Below are 750 nucleotides of genomic sequence, written 5' to 3'. Positions count from 1 at the left end.
GGGTGAACGGGTTGTCCTCGCCCCAGAATGCGAAAGTGTAGCCCATCACCGTATAGATCTGGGAATTGAGGTTGCCGGTGCCGAAATCACCAGGCTTGACGACGCCCGGCAGCTTGCCGTTCTCTCCGTCATGGGGGTGGCCGAGGCCCAGGCTGTGACCGATCTCGTGGATCCAGGTTTCGGAATAGGTGCCGAGGCGAACCACGTCGGCGGCCCCTTTCACACTGTCCGGGTTGATACCCACCGCGGTTTCCAGCGAGGTCACGCCCGGGGAGGGCGTACCGGATTCGCCGCCTCCGCCCACATCGAGCCGCTGGATCAGCTGAGCCTGCTCCACCGTCCCCTCGACGAAATCGACCGCCGCGAAGTTACTGACGCTGTCGTAGATCTCTTTGTAGAACGCCTTCCAATCGCCTTCGTCGAAATCATCGATCCCGTTCGCATCGATATCCTGCGCCTTGAACCCGTAGGTCAGGGTCGCGGCGTTCCAGGCCCCGCCGATGATAAGGCTGTCCACGACGGCATTCCCCGTCAGGGCGACGGGTTTGAAGAGGTCGGCCATGGATCGATCTGTCCCGTGGGGAGAAGAAGCTTGGCCGTTCAATCTGGCCGGGCCAGTCCCTAATCACGACGGCATGTCATAAACAATTGTTGGTCGCGCCCGTCGGTGGCGAACCGTGCGATGCGGTAGGGGTATGCTTTACAGGGGCTGAGGGAGAACCGGCGCAAGTGCGCTAAATCCGCGTTCAT

Annotated in this window: 1 protein-coding gene; it reads right to left on the bottom strand. The window is 61.5% G+C overall.

Features of this window, described 5'->3' with window-relative positions:
* Positions 1-562: zinc metalloprotease (locus VP06_RS33515; RefSeq protein WP_048468154.1), on the bottom strand; the 562-nt coding region annotated here is incomplete at its 3' end.
* Between the last annotated feature and the right edge of the window lie 188 nt (positions 563-750).

Origin of the sequence: Methylobacterium aquaticum (assembly GCF_001043915.1) — a bacterium.
Taxonomy (GTDB): Bacteria; Pseudomonadota; Alphaproteobacteria; order Rhizobiales; family Beijerinckiaceae; genus Methylobacterium; species Methylobacterium aquaticum.
The sequence above is the reverse complement of the archived record's forward strand: the minus strand, read 5'-3'. Positions and strand labels throughout refer to the sequence as shown.